Origin of the sequence: Paraburkholderia sp. (genome assembly GCF_028283785.1) — a bacterium.
GTDB lineage: Bacteria > Pseudomonadota > Gammaproteobacteria > Burkholderiales > Burkholderiaceae > Paraburkholderia.
Map to the genome: position 1 here is coordinate 131,239 of NZ_JAPWKB010000018.1, position 19,068 is coordinate 150,306.

15 protein-coding genes are annotated in these 19,068 nt (G+C 64.2%); 10 read left to right on the forward strand and 5 right to left on the reverse strand.

All coding sequences use genetic code 11. The features are described 5' to 3' along the window. Positions 1 to 271: 271 nt before the first annotated feature. Positions 272 to 5,323, forward strand: coding sequence for a DNA translocase FtsK (locus tag PW947_RS20465; RefSeq protein ID WP_299634195.1), 5,052 nt, complete (start codon positions 272 to 274; stop codon positions 5,321 to 5,323). A gap of 137 nt (positions 5,324 to 5,460) precedes the next feature. Here PW947_RS20465 and PW947_RS20470 read toward each other — a convergent pair whose 3' ends face one another. Beyond that, complete coding sequence (locus tag PW947_RS20470; RefSeq protein WP_299634196.1) at positions 5,461 to 6,699, reverse strand: lactonase family protein; 1,239 nt, start codon at positions 6,697 to 6,699, stop codon at positions 5,461 to 5,463. Positions 6,700 to 6,993: 294 nt separating this feature from the next. On the opposite strand from PW947_RS20470, the gene PW947_RS20475 reads away from it, so the two are divergent. Beyond that, positions 6,994 to 7,146, forward strand: a complete 153-nt coding sequence (locus tag PW947_RS20475) for a DUF3096 domain-containing protein (RefSeq protein WP_299634197.1) — start codon at positions 6,994 to 6,996, stop codon at positions 7,144 to 7,146. Positions 7,147 to 7,261: 115 nt separating this feature from the next. On the opposite strand, the gene PW947_RS20480 is transcribed toward PW947_RS20475, so the two are convergent. Continuing rightward, a complete protein-coding gene (locus tag PW947_RS20480) occupies positions 7,262 to 7,507 on the reverse strand; it encodes a hypothetical protein (RefSeq protein WP_299634198.1) in 246 nt (81 codons plus the stop codon). A gap of 314 nt (positions 7,508 to 7,821) precedes the next feature. Between PW947_RS20480 and PW947_RS20485 the strand changes: the two genes are divergently transcribed. Together PW947_RS20485 and phaZ are read left to right on the forward strand one after the other, a co-directional pair. Then, the gene (locus PW947_RS20485) at positions 7,822 to 9,660 is read left to right on the forward strand and encodes a glycoside hydrolase family 15 protein (RefSeq protein WP_299634199.1); all 1,839 of its coding nucleotides are present in this window, start codon (positions 7,822 to 7,824) and stop codon (positions 9,658 to 9,660) included. 232 nt (positions 9,661 to 9,892) lie between these two features. After that, entirely contained in the window at positions 9,893 to 11,170 is a 1,278-nt protein-coding gene (gene phaZ, locus PW947_RS20490) for a polyhydroxyalkanoate depolymerase (RefSeq protein ID WP_299634200.1), read from the forward strand. 153 nt (positions 11,171 to 11,323) lie between these two features. On the opposite strand, the gene PW947_RS20495 is transcribed toward phaZ, so the two are convergent. After that, positions 11,324 to 11,956 (reverse strand): TetR/AcrR family transcriptional regulator, encoded by a 633-nt coding sequence (locus PW947_RS20495; protein WP_299634201.1) that lies wholly within the window; start codon positions 11,954 to 11,956, stop codon positions 11,324 to 11,326. 280 nt (positions 11,957 to 12,236) lie between these two features. Here PW947_RS20495 and rsxB point away from each other — a divergent pair, with 280 nt between their 5' ends. From rsxB to PW947_RS20510, 3 genes are all read left to right on the forward strand, one after another. Further along, the gene (rsxB, locus tag PW947_RS20500; protein ID WP_299634202.1) at positions 12,237 to 13,145 is read left to right on the forward strand and encodes an electron transport complex subunit RsxB; all 909 of its coding nucleotides are present in this window, start codon (positions 12,237 to 12,239) and stop codon (positions 13,143 to 13,145) included. An 8-nt stretch (positions 13,146 to 13,153) separates the two neighbouring features. Next, positions 13,154 to 13,798 (forward strand): endonuclease III, encoded by a 645-nt coding sequence (gene nth, locus PW947_RS20505; RefSeq protein WP_299634203.1) that lies wholly within the window; start codon positions 13,154 to 13,156, stop codon positions 13,796 to 13,798. An 83-nt stretch (positions 13,799 to 13,881) separates the two neighbouring features. Further along, positions 13,882 to 14,316 carry a DUF1841 family protein gene (locus PW947_RS20510; protein WP_299634205.1) on the forward strand — a complete coding sequence of 145 codons (435 nt, stop codon included), beginning with the start codon at positions 13,882 to 13,884 and terminating at the stop codon, positions 14,314 to 14,316. A 102-nt stretch (positions 14,317 to 14,418) separates the two neighbouring features. Here PW947_RS20510 and PW947_RS20515 read toward each other — a convergent pair whose 3' ends face one another. Both PW947_RS20515 and PW947_RS20520 read right to left on the reverse strand, forming a co-directional pair. Next, positions 14,419 to 14,802 (reverse strand): c-type cytochrome, encoded by a 384-nt coding sequence (locus tag PW947_RS20515; protein WP_299634206.1) that lies wholly within the window; start codon positions 14,800 to 14,802, stop codon positions 14,419 to 14,421. Positions 14,803 to 14,885: 83 nt separating this feature from the next. Next, positions 14,886 to 15,254 carry a c-type cytochrome gene (locus tag PW947_RS20520; RefSeq protein WP_299634207.1) on the reverse strand — a complete coding sequence of 123 codons (369 nt, stop codon included), beginning with the start codon at positions 15,252 to 15,254 and terminating at the stop codon, positions 14,886 to 14,888. 282 nt (positions 15,255 to 15,536) lie between these two features. On the opposite strand from PW947_RS20520, the gene PW947_RS20525 reads away from it, so the two are divergent. The 3 genes from PW947_RS20525 (at position 15,537) to PW947_RS20535 (ending at position 18,942) form a co-directional block, all read left to right on the forward strand. After that, a complete protein-coding gene (locus PW947_RS20525; RefSeq protein ID WP_299634208.1) occupies positions 15,537 to 16,379 on the forward strand; it encodes a MoxR family ATPase in 843 nt (280 codons plus the stop codon). 40 nt (positions 16,380 to 16,419) lie between these two features. Next, a complete protein-coding gene (locus tag PW947_RS20530) occupies positions 16,420 to 17,595 on the forward strand; it encodes a VWA domain-containing protein (RefSeq protein WP_299634210.1) in 1,176 nt (391 codons plus the stop codon). 126 nt (positions 17,596 to 17,721) lie between these two features. After that, complete coding sequence (locus PW947_RS20535) at positions 17,722 to 18,942, forward strand: benzoate/H(+) symporter BenE family transporter (protein WP_299634212.1); 1,221 nt, start codon at positions 17,722 to 17,724, stop codon at positions 18,940 to 18,942. The last annotated feature ends 126 nt before the right edge of the window (positions 18,943 to 19,068 follow it).

Below are 19,068 nucleotides of genomic sequence, written 5' to 3' on the forward strand. Positions count from 1 at the left end.
GCCGCGCATCGCTCATGCGCGCTTTTTTCTGTTCGCAATCGTTTTCCGATCTGGTAGGTTCCTGATGGATCCGGCGCGGGCGCGGCGGGTTCGGGTTCGCCTTTGACAGCGGGTCGCGCGCCGGTCCGCTGTCCGGCCGGACGCGAATCGAAGCCCCGATCGAACGCCCGATGCGCCGACGCGTTACGTCTGTCCTCGAAGCATCGCGCTTCGCCGGTTTAAACTCGACGGGTTTGCGTTTTCGCAGGTCCGTCATTCGTTGATGTCTAGCATGCACACGGTAGTTTTCGGCTGGTTCGGCGTGTCGGCCGTCTGGTTTCTTCCCCTTCTGGTGCGTCTCGCGCTGTCGGCTCTGCCCGGCGGCGTCGGTCTGCGCGGGCCTGGCACGATCCGTCTGTGGCTCGGTTTCATTTGCGTGCTGATCGCGAGTTGCACACTCGAAGCGTCGCTCGGGATTGCCGGGATGGACGGCCTCGGCCACGCGCTCGCGACGGGCTTCGGTCATCTGCTCGGTCACATCGGCACGCCGCTCGCGATGGCCGCGCTGTTCGTCGTCAGCCTGCCGTGGCTGCTCGGTTTCCATTGGGGCAACGTCGCCGTGTGGGCCGATGCCGCGTTCGGGCTCGGCCTGTCGCGCGGACTCGCGCGGCGCGACGACGATGCCCGCCGTCATCGCGATACCGGCCGGCGCGACTACGAGGACGCGCTGCCCGCGCATTCGATCACCCCGACCAACACGATGGCGCCGAAGTCCAACGGGCGCTACGCCCGGCCAACCGTGTGGCGTCCGCCCGTGTCGCCGAAGCGCGCGAAGGGCGCAGCGGGCGCCGCGGGTGCGACGACGGCGCGCGGTGTGGCGGGTGCGGCCGGTGTCGGCGCGGCGGGAATCGCGTCGGGCGCGACGGCGGGTTCTGCGGGCTATGGCGGTTCTGCTTCGTCGGCTTCGTCGGCTGGCGGTTCTGCGGGCGTTTCTGCGGCGGCTTCGGCCCATGCAGGTAAGGAGTCGGCTACCGGCGCGGCGCGCGATGCGTGGCGTGCCGGTCATGGCAGCGCACCGTCGTCGAATGCGGGTGTCGGCGGTGGGTTGAACGGCGCGCGCAACGCGCCGTCGCCTGGCGGGTTCGCTGCACATGTTGCATCGTCGGGCGCGGCTGCGCCTGTCAACGCGTCTGCGGGTGCTGCGTTTGCGTCGGGGGCTGCGTCGGCTTCGGCGCCCTTCCCGGCCACCGGTTCCGTAACGAACGGACAGCCCGCGCGCGACACGGGTTTGCTGAAGATGCGTAGCGATATCCGCAAACCCACGCCCTGGACACCGACGGAACCCGTCGCGCCCGCTGGTTGGCTGCACGAACCGGTGCGCGCAACGCGTCCGTCGAACGGCAGCGAACTGCCTCCGCGCGATGTGCCCACCCGCCCGGATTCGCCGCTCGATCGTGGCGTGCGCACCGAGCTCGGCGCGACCGGCTCGCGTCCGCTGAACGCGGCGGGTGTGACTGGTTTGGCTGGTGCGGCTGGCGCGACCGGCTCGCGTCCGCTGAGTGCGGCTGGTTTGGCTGGTGCGGTTGGTATGGACAGCGCCGTTGGCGCGACGACGGGCGGTGCGGCCACGAAGACCGCTGGCGTGGTCGCGGGTATCGGCGCTGCGGGCGCGGCGCTCAACGCGCACGCGACCCCGCTCGCGGCCGGCGCAGCGGCAAGTGCCGCTGCGGCTTCGGCGGCAGGATTCGGACGGTCGGCGGCAACGGCTGCGCCGGGTTCGATCGACGCGACTCGCACGGCCAATGGCGCGTCGCGTCCCGTGCAGGGCGCTACGTTTTCGTCGCCCCGCCCTGCCGGTGAGCAGCCCGGCGTTCAACGCACGACCGCTCAACCTGCACCCGCCGCGCCGACGACTCGCGTACCGACGTTCTCGCGTCCTGTCGGCGGAACACCGAACATCACGCCGCCGCCGAGCGTCCAGGCAACGTTGCGCAGCATCGAGGAAAACGCCGCGCGCTGGACAACGATGGCCGGTGCAAGCCTTGCACGACGCAACGGCACGGACGCGTTGAAATTGACGAGAACGGTCGAGCCGCCGGTCGCGGCGTCCGGTGGTTCGGGTCTGTCGGCGGATGTGGCGAGTTGGCCGACTCCGGCAACGCCGTCTGTGTCTGCGTCGGCAACGGGCGTCGAGCATGACGCGATCGATGTATCGAGTCTCACGAATCACACGACGCAAGCATCGAACGGACACGTCCCGGTGGAAACCGCGATCAACGCCGTCAACGTGCCGTCAAACGACAACCCGACGATCGACGCCAACACGCCGCTATCGACCGGCGCGTCGCCGTTCGGCGCGGTGGCTTCGACGTTGGGCGTCGCAGCGCATGCCGAGCAGATGCCGACGTCGGCGTCGAACCACGCCGCACCTGACGACGCCGCATCTCAGACCGCCGATGCGCCGTCCGATAACGGATACGCCGACGACATCATCGACATGTCGTTCATCGATCCGACGACCTTGCACGCGCACGCATTCGTCACTGGCGAATCGGCGGCGGTCGAGTCGCAGGACAACGCCCGTCATGACGCGCCTACGCCGTTCTCGACGCCGCATACACCGCCCGCCATCGACATCGGGATGATCGAGTCGTGGCTCGGCACCGACGTGGATCTCGCCGTCACGCCGCAGTCGAATGTGGCGGAATCGCGTCCGGTCGATCCGGTGTCCTCGCAGGCTGTGTCGTCGGCGCGCGCGGTTGATGCTGACGATGCGGTTGACGTTCAAGCTGCACGCGCCGCGTTTCCGACGTCGGAAACAGAAACCGAAAACGCCGCGCCTGTTGTGGCTGCGAGTGAGGCATTGCCGGTATCGGTTGCAGCATCGCCGGCACTGTCGGCTGCGGCTGCGGCCGCGTCTGTGACGGCCGCCTCTGCCGCGTACGCGCCTGGCATGCTGGCATCCGCTGCGTACAACTTCGTCAGCGTCGGACAAGGTACGGCCACGCCTGTGACGTACGTGCCGAAAACGCCAGCGCTTGCGACACCAGCGGTTGTCACCACGCCAGCACCGGAACCTGTGGTTGTTGCGCCCGCGGCACCTGCACCTGCACCCGCACCTGCACCTGCTGCATCCGCCCCGCCCGCGCCTGTGTTTGCTCCTTCGCTTCCGCCCGTGACAGCCGCACCATCGGCCACGCCTGTGACGTCAGCACCAACACCCGCAACAACGACGACCGTTTCGCCAGTCGTCGTTGCGACGACGGAATCCGTCAAACCGCTCGCGCCGTGGGAAACCACCAACGACCTGCGGATAGCCCAGTCAGCAGCGTCCGCGATGAACACATCGACCACAGCCGCCGCATCGGCTACTGCTCCGACTCCGGCTCCGGATGCGCGCATCGCACCGGCCAGCGCGCCTGATGTACCCGCAGCACCGACTACCGCTCCCGCTCCGGCTCCGGCACCCGAGCCAGAACCCGCACCACAATCCCTCTCGACCGCCGCAACCGCGCCGTCGAACGTCGTACGATTCCCGCATTTCAGCGGCGTGTCTCAGGTCGCCGCACCGGCCGCGACGCAGCCGTCCAGTCACACGATCGACGACGACGCACTCGCGCCCATTCGACCGGAACCCGACCGCTTCGTCGCCGCAACCAACACCGCAACCGGAAACGCGCACGAACCCGCACCAGAAGCCGAAGCCGAATACAACGCCGAACCCGAGCAGGAACCGGAACAACCGCTACCGCCCCACCAGGCGCAAGCACAACCGCAACCGCAACCGCAGCCCCAACCCGAACCCGCACGCACCATCGCCCCGCGCCCGAACGCGTTCGAATTCCGTGCGCCGTCGGCATCGATGGTGGAACTGCCCGGGCTCGACCTGCTCGCCCCCGCCGACTCCGATGTCGAACCGGTCTCCGAGCAGAAGCTCGCCGATACCGGTCAACTGATCGAGCAACGCCTGCAGGAATTCAAGGTGCCCGTCACCGTCGTCGGCGCGTCGGCGGGGCCGGTGATCACGCGCTTCGAAGTCGAACCCGCGCTCGGTGTGCGCGGCAGCCAGATCGTCGGGCTGATGAAAGACCTGTCGCGCGGACTCGGCCTCACGTCGATCCGCGTCGTCGAAACAATTCCCGGCAAGACCTGCATGGGCCTCGAATTGCCAAACGCCAAACGGCAGACCATCCGGCTGTCGGAAATTCTCGAAGACAAGGTCTACCAGCACTCGCATTCGAACCTGACGCTCGCGATGGGCAAGGACATCACCGGCAAGCCCGTCGTCACCGATCTCGCCAAGGCGCCGCACATGCTGGTGGCGGGCACGACCGGTTCGGGCAAGTCGGTGGCGATCAACGCGATGATCGTGTCGTTGCTGTACAAGGCCACGCCCGAAGACGTCCGGCTCATCATGATCGACCCGAAGATGCTGGAACTGTCGGTCTATGAAGGCATTCCGCACCTGCTCGCGCCGGTCGTCACCGACATGAAACTCGCCGCCAACGCGCTCAACTGGTGCGTCGGCGAAATGGAAAAGCGCTACCGGCTGATGTCGGCGGTCGGCGTGCGGAATCTGCCCGGCTTCAACCAGAAAATCCGCGACACCGAAGCTGCGGGCAAGAAGCTCGGCAATCCGTTTTCGCTGACGCCCGAAGCGCCCGAGCCGTTGGCGCCGTTGCCGCTGATCGTCGTCGTGATCGACGAACTGGCCGACCTGATGATGGTCGCGGGCAAGAAGATCGAAGAGCTGATCGCGCGTCTCGCGCAGAAGGCGCGTGCGGCCGGCATTCACCTGATCCTCGCGACCCAGCGGCCGTCGGTCGATGTGATCACCGGTCTGATCAAGGCCAATATTCCGACGCGCGTCGCGTTCCAGGTGTCGTCGAAAATCGACTCGCGCACGATCCTCGACCAGATGGGCGCGGAATCGCTGCTCGGTCAGGGCGACATGCTGTTCCTGCCGCCGGGAACCGGCTATCCGCAGCGCGTTCACGGCGCATTCGTCGCCGACGAGGAAGTGCACCGGATCGTCGAGCATCTGAAGCAGTTCGGCGAGCCGCAATACGAGGAAGGCATTCTCGAGGGTCCCGCCACCGACGGCGCGTCGCAAGATCTGTTCGGCGAAACGCCCGACGCCGAAGCCGATCCGCTCTACGACGAAGCGGTGGCGTTCGTGGTGCGCTCGCGGCGGGCGTCGATCTCGTCGGTGCAACGTCAGTTGCGGATCGGCTACAACCGCGCCGCGCGCCTCGTCGAGCAGATGGAAGCGGCGGGCCTCGTGTCCGCGATGAGCATCAGCGGCAGCCGTGAAGTGCTTGCGCCGGGCGGCCAGGCCGAATAAGCCCGGAACACGGTCCGGCATGGAACGGCGCGGTTCGAAGCACCGCATCCCAACGAAAAACGGGCGACGCCTCGCAAGGCGTCGCCCGTTTTTTTATCTCGCGCGCGTTATCGAAGCCCGACGCGGCGCGAGCGCGATTACATCGGCGAGACCAGCTTGAAGTCCACCGGCGAGCCGATCTCCAGCCGCTTCGGGTTGGCTTCGAGCATGCCGGTTTGCACGTCGCGCCGGAACACGTACGCGGTGTCGCTGTTCTGGTTGCCGACGATCAGCCACTGGCCGGTCGGATCGATCGCGAACTCGCGCGGCGACTTGCCCAGACTCGATTGACGGCCGATCAGCGTCAGATGACCGTTCGAAGGGTCGACCGAGAAGATCACGATCTCGTTGGCGTCGCCGCGATTGCTGACGTACAGGAAACGTCCGTCCGGCGACAGATGGATCGCGGACGCGCCCACCGCGCCCTTGAAGCCCGGCGCGGTCAGCGACAGCGATTGCAGCGGCTTCAGATGACCGTCGTGATACGCGAACGTGGTGACGGTGCCGCCCATTTCGCTGGTCAGATACGCGAATTTTCCATCGCCGCCGAACACCAGGTGACGCGGGCCGCTGCCCGGCTTCACGTCGGTGTAACGCCATTCGGTCGGGCCGAACAGGCCGCGGCTGCCGTCGGGCGTGTAGCGGTACGAATACAGCTTGTCCGCGCCGAGATCCTGCGCGAACAGATACTGGCCGTCCGGCGAGAACACGGTGGAGTGAACGTGCGCGTTGTCCTGACGTCCCTTGACCGGGCCTTTCGCTTCATGATGCACGGTCAGCACCGCATTGCCGATCTGGCCGTCGGCCTGAACCGGGAACGCGGCAAAGCTGCCGCCCGGATCGGCGGCGACCGAGTAGTTCGCGGTCAGCAGATATTTGCCGTCCGGTGACAGGCTCAGATAACACGGGTCGTTGCCTTCCGACGAGACCTTGTTCAGAAACGTCAGCTGGCCGCTGGCCGGATCGAAACCGAACGCGCTGATGCCGCCGCGTTGCGATGCCGGGCCGTTGTCGCCGGGCAGTTCGTTGACGGCGAACACGTGGCGCCGGTCGCGGCTCACGACGAGATACGACGGATTGACCGTCTTCGCCACCGACACGCGCGTGGCGTCGCCGGTTTTCGTATCGAAGCGGTAGACGTAGATACCTTCGCTTTTGGCACCGGTGTAGGTGCCGACGAGCATGTCATAGACGCCGTCGGCGGGAACCGGGCCGGTGTCTTGCGCGAATGCATGGGAAGCGACAATCGAGGCCATCACGAGGAAACCTTTTATTATCGAACTGGCAGGCGTGGAAGCGGCGGCGGCACAACCGGCGGCACGGTCACTGCGATACATACGACCTCCTTGGGCAACGGGTTTTCAGAGTTGTAGTGATGTCGCTGGTCTGCCGCGCGTCGCCGGAGCGATCGGGTTGCTGCTGGTCTGGCTGGTGCATTGTTATCGTGTCGTGTCCGGTAGAGCGTACAGGCCGCGCGATCATAGCTGGCGCGCGACCGGTACGTCGGCAAGTATAGAAGCGTTGTGCCGCGCACGCATTCCAACCGGGCCGATGCCACGACCCATGCGCGTCTGTCGTACATCCGATGTGCGCCTGAAATTTTCCTAACGCAGTCCAACCACGGAGTTTCCATGAACGTCACACTCAGTCTGGGCCCGCTCGTATCGTTGATCGCCGGCGTCCTGATTCTCGTGATGCCGCGTCTGTTGAACTACATCGTCGCGCTCTATCTGATCATCATCGGCATCATCGGAATCTTCGGGATGGGCGGCTCGCACTTCTGATCGCGCAAGCCGTCCGCGCCGCGCAGGCGCGCATCAACGCAAACGGGCGCGAACCTCGACGGTTCGCGCCCGTTTTTACGTGAGCTCGACGATCCTGCCACCGATCCGGAAACCCTCAGCCGTTCGACAGCTGTTCGAGCCGCAAGCGCCCCTGCAACGACAAGCCGCCGACCGCATACTGGCCGTCGCCACCGCGGTAATGCCGGAAACACGCGCGCTCGGTCAGAAACGCGAGCGCGGTCTGCATGCCGTTGCGCGACAGACCGAGGCGTCGGTGATCGAGCGGCAACATCGCGTCGTCGGACAGTTGACTGGCGGCGGAGAGTATCGTGATGCAATCGGATTTCGACGGGTTCAGCATAGTGATCCTCGGAAGAAAACGTTGCGGCGGGGAACGGCGAAGGATGGGACGACGTCGGCGCCGCAAAATTACAAACACCATGCAGCACCACGAATCGATTTTATGCAGAGCGCGACACGTTTGCCAACATTCGTGCGACGAAAACTGTGCGCGGCGCCGCAACCGGCCTGGCGCGCAATCGCAGGCCCGGCATGTCGCGCGTCGGGCACTGCCCGCATATCGCACAATGGCTTGACGCGCAAAGCGCACTGAACCATTGCCGGACGTCGGAGTCCGGTTAACCATTGTCCGATCAGGTCGCTTTCCGGTTCTCTATGCCCGCAAACATCGAAGACTATGCACTCGTCGGCGACGGCCACACGGCCGCGCTGGTTTCCCGCAACGGCTCGGTCGACTGGCTCTGCTGGCCACGTTTCGACTCCGGCGCCTGTTTCGCCGCGTTGCTCGGCACCAACGACAACGGCCGCTGGCTGCTCGCGCCGGCCGCGTCGGTCGAAGCCCCCGAATCCGTCACGATCACGCGCCGCTATCGCGGCGAAACGCTGATCCTCGAAACCGATTACGACACGCCGGAAGGCGCGGTCACGGTGATCGACTTCATGCCGCCGGGCAACGGCTGGTCGGAGATGGTCCGCATCGTCGTCGGACGGCGCGGCACCGTGCGGATGACAATGGAACTGGTGCTGCGCTTCGATTACGGCGCGTCGATTCCGTGGGTCAGCCGCCTCGACCACGAAAGCGGCATCAAGGCGATCGTCGGTCCGGATACGGCCGTGCTGCGCACGCCTGTCGATCTCCACGGCGAAAACATGCGCACGGTCGCGACGTTCACGGTGTCGGCGAACGAACGCGTGCCGTTTGCGCTCGCGTATTCGGCGTCGCATCTACGGATTCCGCCCGCGCGCGATCCGCATACGTCGCTCGCGCGCGCCGACAATCACTGGCGCGAATGGTCGGCGCGCAACACGATCGACGGCAAATGGGCCGCGCCGATCCGCCGTTCGCTGATCACGCTGAAAGCGCTCGCCTACGAACCGACGGGCGGCATCGTCGCCGCGCCGACCACCTCGCTGCCCGAGCAGCTGGGCGGCACGCGTAACTGGGACTACCGCTACTGCTGGCTGCGCGACGCGACGATCACGCTGCTCGCGATGATGCGCGGCGGCTACTACGACGAAGCGCGCGCGTGGCGTTCGTGGCTGGGCCGCGTGATGGCCGGCGCGCCCGAGCAGTTGCAGATCATGTACGGGATTGCCGGCGAGCGTCGCCTGCCCGAATTCGAAATCGACTGGCTGGCCGGTTATCAAGGCGCGAAGCCGATCCGCGTCGGTAACAACGCTGTCGGCCAGTTGCAACTCGACGTGTACGGCGAAGTGATGAACGCGCTGCACCTCGCGCGGGTGGGCGGCCTGCAGGCCGACGAAACCGCGTGGAACGTGCAGTGCGCGATGCTCGAACATCTGGAAACGATCTGGCAGCAACCCGACGAAGGCATCTGGGAAACGCGCGGCGGCCGCCAGCATTTCGTGTTTTCGAAAGTGATGGCGTGGGTGGCGTTCGACCGCGCGATCAAGTCGGCGGAACTGTTCGAACTGCCCGCCCCGCTCGCGCACTGGCATACGCTGCGCGACCGGATACACGCGGAAGTCTGCGAGCAAGGCTGGAACCCGACGCTCGGCGCGTTCGTCCAGCATTACGGCGCGGACCGGCTCGACGCGAGCGTGTTGCTGCTGCCCATGATGGGTTTCCTGCCGCCCACCGATCCGCGCATCGTCAGCACCGTGGCGGCCGTCGAGCGCGACCTGATGCACGATGGTTTCGTGCTGCGGTACCGCACGAGCGAATTCGACGACGGTTTGCCGCCTGGCGAAGGCACTTTCCTCGCGTGTAGTTTCTGGATGGTCGACAACCTCGCATTACAAGGTCGCGTCGACGAAGCGCATGCGATGTTCGAGCGCCTGCTCGCGCTCGCCAACGATGTCGGGCTGCTCGCGGAAGAGTACGACCCGGCCGCCAAACGCCTCGTGGGCAACTTCCCGCAGGCTTTCTCGCACGTGGCGCTGGTCCATACCGGACTCAACCTGATGAAACACGAACAGGAGATGGCGAAAGCCACCGGTCAACCTGCGCATAACGGCATGAAAGCTGCTTGACTTAAGCCTGATGGATGCCCTGATAGCGGCACGGCAGCATCGTCGCTAGCATGATTCCATGACCGTTTTGCGCCTGCGGAAGCGCCAATTTGCTGCGTTGCACAAATCCGTGTTGTTCGATATGATCGAAAACGACTGACGGCCGGGCAAGTCTGTCGAGACCTGCCCGACCGCCGCAACGCACACGCGAGTTTGCAATTTCCTCTGCAAACCGCCCAACACCGGAGCACCCATGCTCTATCAAATGCATGAATTCCAGCGTGCGCTGTTGAGCCCGCTGACCGCCTGGGCACAGGCAGCATCGAAATCGTTCGCGAACCCCGCCAGCCCGTTTGCTTATGTGCCGGGCGCCACCCGCCTCTCCGCTGCTTACGAACTCCTTTACCGTCTTGGCAAGGATTACGAGAAGCCCGAGTTCAATCTTCATCAGATCGTCAAGGACGGCCACAACATTCCGATCGTCGAACAGACGATCCTGGAAAAGCCGTTTTGCCGTCTGTTGCGCTTCAAGCGTTTCGCCGACGACAGCGAAGCCGTCGCGCAACTGAAAGACGAACCCACGGTGCTGGTGTGCGCGCCGTTATCGGGACACCATGCGACGCTGCTGCGCGACACCGTGCGCACGCTGTTGCAGGATCATAAGGTGTACATCACCGACTGGCTCGACGCGCGCATGGTGCCGCTCGAAGACGGCGCGTTCCATCTGGACGACTACGTGGCGTATATCCAGGACTTTATCCGTCATATCGGCGCGAAGAACCTGCATGTGATCTCGGTGTGTCAGCCTACGGTGCCGGTGCTCGCGGCTATTTCTCTGATGGCGAGCCGCGGTGAAGACACCCCGCGCACGATGACGATGATGGGTGGCCCGATCGACGCCCGCAAGAGCCCGACCTCGGTGAATTCGCTGGCCACCCAGCACTCGTTTGAATGGTTCGAAAACAACGTGATCTACACGGTGCCGCCCAACTATCCGGGCGTGGGCCGCAAGGTGTATCCCGGCTTCCTGCAGCACACCGGTTTTGTCGCGATGAATCCGGAGCGTCACACGGCGGCGCACTGGGATTTCTACCAGAGCCTGCTGCGCGGCGACGAAGACGACGCCGAAGCGCACCGCCGCTTCTACGACGAATACAACGCGGTGCTCGACATGGCCGCCGAGTACTACCTCGAAACGATTCGCGTGGTGTTCCAGGAATTCCAGCTTGCCGAAGGCACGTGGGTGATCGACGGCGAACCGGTCCGTCCGCAAGACATCAAGAACACCGCGCTGTTCACGATCGAAGGCGAACTCGACGATATTTCCGGCGACGGTCAGACGCGCGCTGCTCAAGACCTGTGCAGCGGCATTCCGGCAAAAAACAAACAGCATTTCACCGCTGAAAAATGCGGCCATTACGGGATTTTCTCGGGACGCCGCTGGCGCACGATCATTTACCCGCAGTTGCGCGATTTCATTCTCACGCACAACAAGGCGCCGAAAACCGCGAAGGAAAAAGTCGAAGCGTGATCCACGGATAAACCGGCTTTCAAAAGCCGAACGATTACCTGAAATGGCGCTGACGTGCAGCATCGAAAACGGCCTCCAGAGAGGCCGTTTTTCGTTGTCGCGGGTAATGAACTGTTGAAACCGCTAAACCGGCAAACCGCTAATGCGAATACCTCACTTGCGCATCAGATACGCAAGTAGCAACTCGGTATTCATCTGCACGATCTCGCTGCGTTCGGACGGCGTACTGAAGTCGCGGCCGAGCGTGGCTTCGAGCGTGAAGCGGTTGGACACGATGTAGTAACCCATGCCCGACAAAATGACATAAAACCGTAACGGATCGACATTGGTCCGGAATAGACCTGCCCGCTGGCCGCGTTCGAGGATATTCCCCACGGTCGCGACCATAGGCGAAATCATTTCCCGGATTCGCGTCGACTTCTGCATATAACGGGCTTCATGCAGATTTTCGTTATTCACGAGTCGCAGCAACTCGGGATGATCGCGATAGTAATCCCAAACAAAATGTGCAAGCCGGGTTACGGCCTCGACCGGTGCAATACCGTTCAGGTCGAGCGTGCGCTCGGCGTCGGTTAACGCGGTGAACGCATATTCCAGTACCGCGGTAAAAAGCTGCTCCTTGCTCCCGAAATAGTAATAGAGCATTCGCTCATTGGTTTCGGCTCGACGAGCTATTTGATCGACGCGGGCGCCGAACAACCCGCCAGCGGCAAATTCCTCGGCCGCCGCGAGCAAAATGCGGCGACGCGTGCCTTCAGGATCTCTTTTGATTTTCGGCTGATTCATAGTGGCATCATCTTCGTGAGCCGCGTTATCCGGATCACGCCGCCGGTTCTCCTCGTGCTCTGCACCGACAGCGTTGAACGGGCGCGCCTTGGTTGTGGGACACCCTTCTGCGGTCTTTCGAAAGCCCTTCGATTATGGCACATGGTTTGACAATGGCAATCGGGGAAATCGGCGATAATGCGCTATTTACACTACGCCTAAAGCAGCACGCCGCTGCGCGTCGCTGTCACGCGCCGTCGTTAGCTGCGGCGCCCCACCGGCAAGCCCCCACGCCGTGATCGTGACCCACTCCATAACACTCGCAGATCGCATCGAAGATCTGCTGCCCCAGACGCAATGCACCAAGTGCGGCTACGACGCCTGCCGCCCTTATGCCGAGGCCGTCGCCGAAGGCACCGCAAGCTATAACCAGTGTCCGCCCGGCGGCGCCGAAGGCGTTGCGCGACTCGCCGCGCTACTCGGCAAGCCGGTGATCCCTCTGAATCCCGACAACGGCATCGAACGACCGAGACCGCTCGCGGTGATCGATGAGCAATTGTGCATCGGTTGTACGCTGTGTCTGCAAGCTTGTCCGGTCGATGCGATAGTTGGCGCGCCGAAGCAGATGCATACGATCGTCGATGCGTTGTGCACCGGCTGCGATCTGTGTGTCGCGCCGTGTCCGGTCGACTGTATCGCGATGGTGCCCGTCACCGGCGACGCCAGCGGCTGGGACGCGTGGTCGCAAGCGCAAGCCGACGCTGCACGCGAACGTCACGACCGCCATACCGCGCGCCTCACGCGCGAGCGTGAAGCCGCCGAAGCGCGCGCGGCAGCGCGTCGCGCGGTCACGCAGGACGCGCTCGCGACGGCGGCCACGGCCGCAACCGCTGCAGCTACGCCCGCGACAACCACGGCCACGACGACGTCTGAAACCGCATCAACCGGCGACACCGCCGCCCACGCGCCCGACGACGCCGAAGCGAAGAAACGCGCGATCATCCAGGCCGCACTCGAACGCGCGCGCAAGAAGAAAGAAGAACTGGCGGCATCGGGCCAGGGTCCGCAGAACATGCAAGGCGTGAGCCCCGCGGTTCAGGCGCAGATCGACGCCGCCGAGGCACGTCGTCGCCGGCTTGGTATCGCGCCGGACAGCGCGGCAGGCGCCGCGTCCGATACGCCATCCAACACCCCTACTCCGAAGCGCTGAGCGCCCGAATGAACGCGACCAAACGCCGTGCCATCTTCGAAACCTGGCAGAGCATCAACCCGCATCCGACCACCGAACTCGAATACACCACGCCGTTCGAACTGCTGATCGCCGTGCTGCTGTCCGCGCAAGCCACGGATGTGTCGGTGAACAAGGCGATGCGCAAGATGTTTCCGGTGGCAAATACGCCGCAAGCGGTATTCGATCTCGGCGAAGCGGGGGTCGAGAATCACATCAAGACGATCGGCCTGTATCGCAACAAGGCGAAGAACGTGATCGCGACCTGCCGGATTCTGCTCGACCAGTACGGCGGTGTCGTGCCGGACGATCGCGAGGCGCTCGAAAGTCTGCCGGGCGTCGGTCGGAAAACGGCCAACGTGATTCTGAATACCGCGTTCGGTCATCCGACCATCGCCGTCGATACCCACATCTTCCGGGTTGCGAACCGCACCGGGCTCGCGCCGGGCAAGGACGTGCGCGCGGTCGAAGTCGCGCTGGAAAAATTCACGCCAGCCGAATTCAAACAGGACGCGCATCACTGGCTGATCCTGCACGGGCGTTACGTCTGCAAGGCGCGCAAGCCGGAGTGCTGGCATTGCGTGATCGAACCGCTATGCGAATTCCGACAGAAGACACCCGCGCCGATCGAATGACCGGTATCGGCATCGGCATCGGCGTCAGCACCCCCGGCCACACCGACGTAAAATGAAACCCGCATTCCCCACTCGATAACACGATGTTCAATCCCAGCCGCGACGAAGTCCGACGCTTCTTCACCGAGACCTGGCGCAAACAGCGCGCGGGCGAAATCCTGACGCCGCTCGAAGCCATCGCGGCCGACTGGATCGTCGAGCATCCCGAATATCATCCCGACCTGTCCGACGGCGACTCCGCAACCGCGCAGGACTACTCGCCGGAGCGCGGACAGACCAATCCGTTCCTGCATCTGTCGATGCATCTGGCGATCAGCGAGCAGTTGTCGATCGATCAGCCGCCCGGCATCCGCGCGGCGCACGAGCGGCTCGCCGCGCGAATGGGTTCGACCCACGACGCGCAGCACGCGATCATGGAATGCCTCGGCGAAACCATCTGGGAAGCGCAGCGCAGCGGCACCCCGCCCGACACCGACGCCTATCTGCAACGCATCGAACGTCGCGCTACGCGAAACTGATCGGGACCGCGCGCATCGCGCGTCCATCCAAAACAAAACACCCCGCCAGCGAACTGGCGGGGTGTTTTGTTTTTACCGGTGCGCGGGGAGTATCCGCAACGCTTACTTCTTCTGCACCAGATCGCCGTTGAGCGACTCGATATAGGCGGCGAGGTCTTTCATATCGCTTTGCGACAGACTCTGCACCTGCGCCTGCATGATCGCGTTGTTGCGTCCCAGATGCGGATTGCCGGTGCCCATCTGGTATTGCCGCAGCGCCATATAGACGTAATCGGCGTGCTGGCCCGCGAGTTTCGGATATTCCGGGCTGACCGGCTTGTTCAGGTTCACGCCGTGACACGCGGCGCAGTTGTGGCTGTCGGACAGCACCTTGCCGTTGCCGGCGTCGGCGGCGGCAGCCGGATTCGCTGCAACCAGCGCGACCAGTGCGGCCGCTGCGCATACGGTCTTGAACGCCGTGTGGACTGCCTGTTGGGGCTTCTTCATGCTTTCTCCTATCCCGCGAATTGGATCGCCAGATTGACTGGCTGGACGACTGGCTCGAAACGTGGCGCAGCGGCCGCAGCGGGTCACTTGTCGGGATTGTTTTTCGAAGCGGAATTTTGTGCCGCGTAGTAGGCGGCGATGTCGGCGATATCCTGATCCGACAGCGACGCGGTGATCGCGTGCATCGTGTCGAAATGGCGGTCGCCCTTCTTGTAGCCGTGCATCGCGTTTTCGAGGTACGCCTGGTTCTGGCCGCCCAGCATCGGCACGTGATAGACCTCGGGGTACGCGGTGCGGTAGTCGGGAATGCCGTGGCAGCCAATACACATCGCGACCTTGCCGGCGCCCGTTTTGGCATTGCCGGTGACGTCGGCTGCCTGCGCACTGGCCGCGAAGCCCGCGAGCGCCGACAGCGCTGCGATCACGACATGTTTGCCTACGAATTTTTTCATAGCTTGTAACCTGGCATGAGGGGGAACGGGCGTCCGGGACCGCAGCGCCTGCGCCATAGTTCTTGTGGGGGGCCGCGCAGGCAAAAAAGCGGGATCATTCTACCGCGACGCCTCGCGCAACGTCCACCGGGCGAAACCGCCCAGACGGCCGCCCGACGCGGCTTCCGACCCGAGGGAAATCCCGCAGTCGTGGACCGGACCGGGTCACACCATACGCGAGCCCGTTGCAGCCAAACAGGCCTTCTGACTTATACTGGCCTTTTTTCGAGAGAGCGTTTCGCCATGCGATTCGAAGGCTCATCGCAGTACGTCGCCACCGACGACCTCAAGCTCGCGGTCAACGCCGCGATGACGCTGCAACGTCCGTTGCTGATCAAGGGCGAACCCGGCACCGGCAAGACGATGCTCGCCGAAGAAGTCGCGGCCGCGCTCGGCATGCCGCTGCTGCAGTGGCACATCAAGTCCACCACGAAAGCCCAGCAGGGTCTCTACGAATACGACGCCGTGTCGCGTCTGCGCGATTCGCAACTCGGCGACGAGCGCGTGAAGGACATCCGCAACTACATCGTCAAGGGTGTGTTGTGGCAGGCGTTCGACGCCGACCAGCAAAGCGTGTTGCTGATCGACGAGATCGACAAGGCCGACATCGAATTCCCGAACGACCTGCTGCGCGAACTCGACCGTATGGAGTTCTACGTCTACGAGACGCACGAACTGGTCCGCGCGAAGCATCGGCCGCTCGTCATCATCACGTCGAACAACGAGAAAGAGTTGCCCGACGCGTTTCTGCGCCGCTGTTTTTTCCACTACATCCGGTTTCCGGACCCGGTGACGATGCAGCAGATCGTCGAGGTCCACTATCCGGGCATCAAGCAGGACCTGCTGCGCGCCGCGATGGAAAGTTTCTTCGAACTGCGCAACGTTTCGGGCCTGAAGAAGAAACCGTCCACGTCGGAACTGCTCGACTGGCTGAAGCTGCTGCTCGCCGAAGACATCCCGCCCGAAGCGCTGCGCTCGCAGGACCACAAGCAGATCATTCCGCCGCTGCACGGCGCGCTGCTGAAAAACGAGCAGGACGTCAGCCTGTTCGAGCGGCTGATCTTCATGAACCGCAACAACCGTTGATCGCGGCGAGCCGCCGGTCCGTGCGCGCGGAGAATCCACCATGCTGATCGACTTCTTCTATTCGCTGCGAGCCGCGAAGCTGCCGGTGTCGGTGAAGGAATACCTGACGCTGCTCGAAGCGCTGAAGGCGCAGGTCATCGCGCCGTCGCTCGACGAGTTCTACTATCTCGCGCGGCTCACGCTGGTCAAGGACGAACAGCATTTCGACAAGTTCGATCAGGCGTTCGGCGCGTATTTCAACGGCGTCGCGATGAAGTCGGAACTGGCGTTCGACATCCCGCTCGACTGGCTGAAGAAAAAGCTGCAACGCGATCTGTCGCCGGAAGAAAAGGCGCAGATCGAAGCGATGGGCGGCATCGACGCGTTGATGGACCGGCTCAAGGAACTGTTCGACGAACAGAAAGAGCGCCACGAAGGCGGCAGCAAATGGATCGGCTCGGGCGGCACGTCGCCGTTCGGCAATGGCGGATACAACCCGGAAGGGATTCGCATCGGCGGCGAGTCGGCGGGCAACCGCACGGCCGTCAAGGTGTGGGAAGCGCGCGCGTATCGCGATTACGACGATCAGGTCGAGATCGGCACGCGCAACATCAAGGTCGCGCTGCGTCGTCTGCGCCGCTTCGCGCGCGAAGGCGCCGCCGAAGAACTGGACCTTCCCGACACGATCCGCAGCACCGCCGCCAACGCCGGCTGGCTCGACCTGAAGATGGTCCCGGAACGGCACAACAACGTGAAAGTGCTGATGCTGCTCGACGTGGGCGGCTCGATGGACGACCACATCAAGCGCACCGAAGAACTGTTTTCCGCCACGAAAGCCGAGTTCAAGCACCTCGAGTTCTACTACTTCCACAACTGCGTGTACGACTTCCTGTGGAAGCACAACCGGCGACGTCACGCCGAGCGCACGCCGACGTGGGACGTGATGCACAAGTTCACGTCCGACTACAAACTGATCTTCGTCGGCGACGCGACGATGAGCCCGTACGAAGTGCTGCAACCGGGCGGCTCGGTCGAGTACAACAACGCGGAGGCGGGCGCGGTGTGGCTGCGCCGCCTCGCCGACCACTTCCCGCACCACGCGTGGCTGAACCCCGAGCCCGAGGGCTTGTGGGAATACCGGCAATCGGTGGCGGCGATCCGCGACGTACTGCGTCACCGGATGTATCCGTTGACGCTCGGCGGTCTCGAAACGGCCATGCGCATCCTCAGCAAATAAGCCGTCCCCGCGCAGCCCGGCGCGGCACAAAAGGCTGCCGGGCCTGCTAGACGGTATGCGCCGTCAGCGGGCATACTGCGACGCGCTATCGCAGACCTTTTCGCCTCCATGCCGCCCGATATCCGTATGAACCCGTCCTCCTCGCCCGACCTGTCCCCCGCGCCGACGCGCCCCGCCCCGCTACGCCCGCTGGCGGACACGTCGCTATCGGCGATCGTCGCGGGCTTCGTCGCGATGATGACGGGCTACACCAGTTCGCTGGTGCTGATGTTCCAGGCGGGCCAGGCCGCGCACCTGACCGACGCGCAGATTTCATCGTGGATCTGGGCGCTGTCGATCGGCATGGCCTTGTGCACGATCGGGCTGTCGCTGCGCTTTCGCGCGCCGGTGGTGGTCGCGTGGTCGACGCCCGGCGCGGCGCTGCTGGTCTCGTCGTTGCCGCACGTGCCGTATCCGCAGGCGATCGGCGCATTCGTGGTGTGCGCGGTGCTGCTGACGGTAGTCGGTTTGACCGGCTGGTTCGACACGCTGATGAAGAAAATTCCGGCAGGCATCGCGTCGGCGCTGCTGGCGGGCATCCTGTTCGAGATCGGCATCGAGATCTTTCACGCCGCGCAGTTCCAGACCGCGCTGGTGCTCACGATGTTCTTCACGTATCTGGTGATCAAACGTCTTGCGCCGCGTTACGCGATCGTGACGACGCTGTTTGTCGGCACGGCGGTCGCCGGCGCGCTCGGACTGCTCGATTTCAGCCACTTTCACGTCGCGCTCGCGCAACCCGTGTTCACGATGCCGTCGTTTTCGGTCGCGGCGATCGTCAGCATCGGGATTCCGCTGTTCGTCGTCGCGATGGCCTCGCAAAACGTGCCGGGCATCGCCGTCCTGCGCGCGGACGGCTACACCACGCCGTCGGCGCCGCTGATCGCGACGACCGGCCTCGCGTCGCTGCTGCTCGCGCCGTTCGGTTCGCACGGCGTCAATCTGGCGGCCATCACCGCGGCGATCTGCACCGGCCCGGAAGCCCACGAAAATCGCGCGAAACGCTATATGGCGGCGGTCTGGTGCGGAATTTTCTATCTGATCGCCGGCATCTTCGGCGCGACGATTGCTGCGCTGTTCGCGTCGCTGCCGAAGGCGCTGGTGGTGTCGGTGGCCGCGCTGGCGCTGTTCGGCTCGATCATGAGCGGACTGGCCAACGCGATGGCCGATATCCGTCAGCGCGAAGCGGCGCTGGTCACGTTCATGGTGACGGCGTCCGGCCTGACGCTGCTGTCGATCGGCTCGGCGTTCTGGGGGCTGGTCGCGGGCGTGCTGACCCAACTCGTGCTGAACGCGCGGCGCGCCTGATTCGGGCGCCGCGCCGGTTGCGCAAATTCCGGGGAACGACCGCGCGCCGCGCACGTCGAAAACCCTAGTGGCCGATCCGCCATAGAATAGAAGTATCGGGCGGCGTTCCTTGCAGTACGGGGAATG